Annotated in this window: 3 protein-coding genes and 2 pseudogenes; 3 read left to right on the plus strand and 2 right to left on the minus strand. The window is 57.0% G+C overall.

From position 1 onward, the window contains the following. Positions 1 to 179: pseudogene (locus CKW15_RS27645) on the plus strand (IS256 family transposase); the annotation flags it as partial. A 364-nt stretch (positions 180 to 543) separates the two neighbouring features. Here the strand turns inward: CKW15_RS27645 and CKW15_RS27650 are convergent. Further along, entirely contained in the window at positions 544 to 1,050 is a 507-nt protein-coding gene (locus tag CKW15_RS27650; protein ID WP_159953417.1) for an ATP-dependent zinc protease, read from the minus strand. A 278-nt stretch (positions 1,051 to 1,328) separates the two neighbouring features. Here CKW15_RS27650 and CKW15_RS27655 point away from each other — a divergent pair, with 278 nt between their 5' ends. After that, positions 1,329 to 2,216 (plus strand): acyltransferase, encoded by an 888-nt coding sequence (locus CKW15_RS27655; protein ID WP_095153073.1) that lies wholly within the window; start codon positions 1,329 to 1,331, stop codon positions 2,214 to 2,216. Position 2,217: 1 nt separating this feature from the next. Here CKW15_RS27655 and CKW15_RS27660 read toward each other — a convergent pair whose 3' ends face one another. Next, positions 2,218 to 2,772, minus strand: coding sequence for a DUF2780 domain-containing protein (locus CKW15_RS27660; RefSeq protein WP_095057504.1), 555 nt, complete (start codon positions 2,770 to 2,772; stop codon positions 2,218 to 2,220). 225 nt (positions 2,773 to 2,997) lie between these two features. Here CKW15_RS27660 and CKW15_RS27665 point away from each other — a divergent pair. Next, positions 2,998 to 3,450 (plus strand): annotated as a pseudogene (locus tag CKW15_RS27665) (RHS repeat-associated core domain-containing protein); the annotation flags it as partial. Positions 3,451 to 3,557 lie beyond the last annotated feature (107 nt).

Consider the following 3,557-nt stretch of genomic DNA (forward strand, 5'->3'; position numbering starts at 1 on the left):
TGCGCAAGATCATCAAGACCCGAGGTCACTTCCCAACCGACGATGCGGCGACAAAACTGATCTGGCTTGGGCTGCGCAACATCACAGCAAACTGGGGCTCAGCGGCCCATGACTGGAAAAGTGCGATGAATCAATTCGCGATTCTGTACGGAGATCGATTTATCAGGCCTGCCTGGTAAAAGAATGGCCTGCCTAACGGCAGGCCGTTACCGGCCTGCACACAAAATATCTGACAGTCCCGGCCGCCGCCCTATCAGATCTGATAGTAGGCAGCCGCTGAAAAAACTCCGATGCTCAAGATCCTGCCATCCGGACCTTGAACGGAGTTCAGCTCATGCCCAGTTCACCCAGGAAAACCGTTTTGTGTCGTTATCACTACGATCCGCTGGATCGTCAGAATGGTTGCACAGTGCTTCATCAGCACACCATCCAGCGGTTTAATTGCAAAGACCAATTAGTCACCGAGATCCAGGGCAACGCTCGGCGGAACATCTTTCAGCACGATCAACAGTTGCTCGCTCAACTAAATCAACTCGACGCTAATCAACAATCCGGCTTATCCGCCGTAAACCTTCTCGCCGGATTCACCGCAGCCCCAAACTCACGCAACGCCTTGGCCCCAATCAACAACGGATAATTAAAGCTACTACGGTCCGTCAAGTTAACCTCAACCGTGCGCTTGACGTTGCCCAGGCACAATTCCAGATCGACCACCGGACGCTTGGTGGGCGCGACCACTTCGCTTTCATCCTCGTCCTCTTCGGAGCGGGTCTTGATCTTGCTGATCCGTGCAACTTTGTGCTCGTAGACCTTGTTGCTTGCATCTTTGGTGGCGAGTCGGAAACGTACCCAGTCTTCGCCATCGCGGGTGAAGGTTTCGATGTCTTTGGCCGACAGTGACGCTGTCAGCGCGCCAGTGTCCATCTTGGCTTTGAGCACTTCGCCGCCGATTTCCGGCAGCGCGATGTATTCGTAGCGCCCGTACAGGGTTGGCTCCGCGGCCATGACCGGCAGGGCGATGAGGGTGAGCAATGCAAGGAGGGATTTCACGTAGTGGGGTTCCTTGGAAATTGAGGGCGAGGTTTTAGACAGCTCGCGAGCCATTCGTTCGCCCGGAGATTGCTTCGCGAGCAGGCTCGCTCCTACAGGGTTTTGCGCCGCCCCAATCTACTGAAGGAGCAAGCTTGCTCGCGATGTGGCCAGCACATTCAACACAATGCTTGCGCCAAGCATACCCGGCCAAAAGTGAAACATTCGTCACCCATCGATTTGGCCTGTCGCCCGAAGCTGCTTATCATGGCGCGCCCAGATGATTTCAAGAGTTACTTATGCGCCGCCTGCTCACCGGCTGTTTCGTCACCCTTCTGCTATTGCTCAACACCCTGGTCCTGATCGGACCGCTGTTGGTGTTTGCCCTGTTCAAACTGGTCCTGCCCGGCCGCTTTCGCGACAACGCCTCAAGGGCAGTGATGTGGATCGCCGAGACCTGGTCCGAAATCGACAAGCTGATTTTCCGCCTGTGCATCCCCACCCAGTGGGACATCCGCGGCGGTGACGATCTGCGTCGCGACACGTCGTATCTGGTGATCAGCAACCATCAATCGTGGGTAGACATCCCCGCGCTGATCCAGACACTCAACCGGCGCACGCCGTTTTTCAAATTCTTCCTCAAGAAAGAACTGATCTGGGTGCCCTTCCTGGGCCTGGCGTGGTGGGCGCTGGATTACCCGTTCATGAAGCGCTACAGCAAGGCCTTCCTGGCCAAGCATCCGGAGCTGGCGGGCAAGGATCTGGAAATCACCCAACAGGCCTGCGAACTGTTCAAGCGTCAGCCGGTCACTGTGGTCAATTATCTGGAAGGTACGCGTTTCACGGCGGCCAAACGCGCTCATCAGCAATCACCGTTCACCCACCTGCTCAAGCCCAAGGCCGGTGGCGTGGCGTTTGTTTTGGCGGCGATGGGTAAACAGCTGGACGCGATTCTGGATGTGACGGTGGTTTACCCGCAGCAGACGATTCCGGGTTTCTGGGATTTGATCAGCGGCAACGTGCCGAGGGTAGTCATCGACATCAAGACCCGCGAGCTCGACCCTGTACTGTGGCAGGGCGATTACGAAAACGATTCGCTGTTTCGCGAGAATATCCAGAACTGGGTCAACCAGCTCTGGATCGAAAAGGACCAGCGCATCGACGCTTTGCGCGCCGAGCACATTTGAATCAAGCGCCGGTACCGGTGCCCCAGATGCTGCCCAGGCTGCTCAGTAACGAACCGCCGACACCCTGCTGACCGAGGTATTGCAGAAGTATCGGCGCAAACTGCCCGATCATGCCGGTGTCCATGCCCAGGGCGCTGAAGGCGTTGTTCAGGTCGCTTGTGTCCTTGACGTTGCCCAAGGCGTTGTCCAGCCCAGCGGCTTTGCCGGTGGAGCCGAGTAGCCCGGCCAACGCACCCAACTCGCCGCCGCCCGACAACTTGTCGATCCCGGGCACACTCTTGGCCAGTTCCGAGTAATCGGTCGAGCTCAACTGATTCTTCGCCAGCCCCAACATCGCGCCGGCACCGCCGACGGCTTGCTGCGGGGTGATGTTCAATTGAGTGAGTGCGCCCAGCAGATCTGCCGTTTGCGAAGTAGGCGCCGCTTCGGTAGCCGCGTTGCCACCCTGCATGCCCGAAATGGCGTTGGCCGCATCGTTCAGGCTGAACTGTGCGAAGACTGGGGTGGCGGAAAAGGCCAACAGCGAAGCCAGTGCAATACCGCGTGAAATCTTCATCCAGACATCCTCTTGCACCATGAAAACCGCCCGGTTGAAGAGCGGTAAAACTGCCGGTTTGACCGGGGTTACGCCCACATGTTCCTCAGGCTGAAGTGAATTCTGTCTGCTTGTGCCGAGCCCGTGAGAACACTGCGCCACTATCAGTTCTGCTAGTAGGCAGTGTTGGCGGATTGGGCGACAAGTTAAACCTTGAATGAATTGACTCTTCGGGAGTACGTGAGCATGTCGTCCAACCGCGAAACACTGCTTTGCCGCTACCGGTACGACCCGCTGGATCGACTGGTTGTCAGCACACCTTCAGCGCAGAGCGATGCTCAGCGCTTCTACGTGAAAGATCGCCTCGCCACTGAGATTCAAGGGGCGCGGCAGTGTTCGATCATGCAGCACGACGATCAATTGCTGGCGCAGCAACAGCGCCAGAACGGTACAGCGCAAACGCGCTTGCTTGCCACAGATCAGCAGCGTTCAGTGTTGAACGTACTCGATGCAACTCGCCCTCATCCTCTCGCCTACTCGCCCTACGGTCACCGCCATCCTGGCAACGGCTTGCTCAGCCTGCTCGGCTTCAACGGCGAACGGCCGGACCCGGTTACAGGATATTACTTGTTGGGGAATGGCTATCGGACGTTTAACCCGGTGTTGATGCGGTTTAACAGTAAGGGATCCATGAACCCCACATTCAAAGCCGCTTATTAAAGTCTGATGCTGTGCTCTCGATTTCTTTCCGGAGCCAGCCCGTCATGATGCGACCCGACACCAAAGTCGAAAAAGTGTACCTCTAC

It is taken from the genome of Pseudomonas sp. Irchel s3b5, assembly GCF_900187435.1.
In the GTDB taxonomy this organism is placed as follows: domain Bacteria; phylum Pseudomonadota; class Gammaproteobacteria; order Pseudomonadales; family Pseudomonadaceae; genus Aquipseudomonas.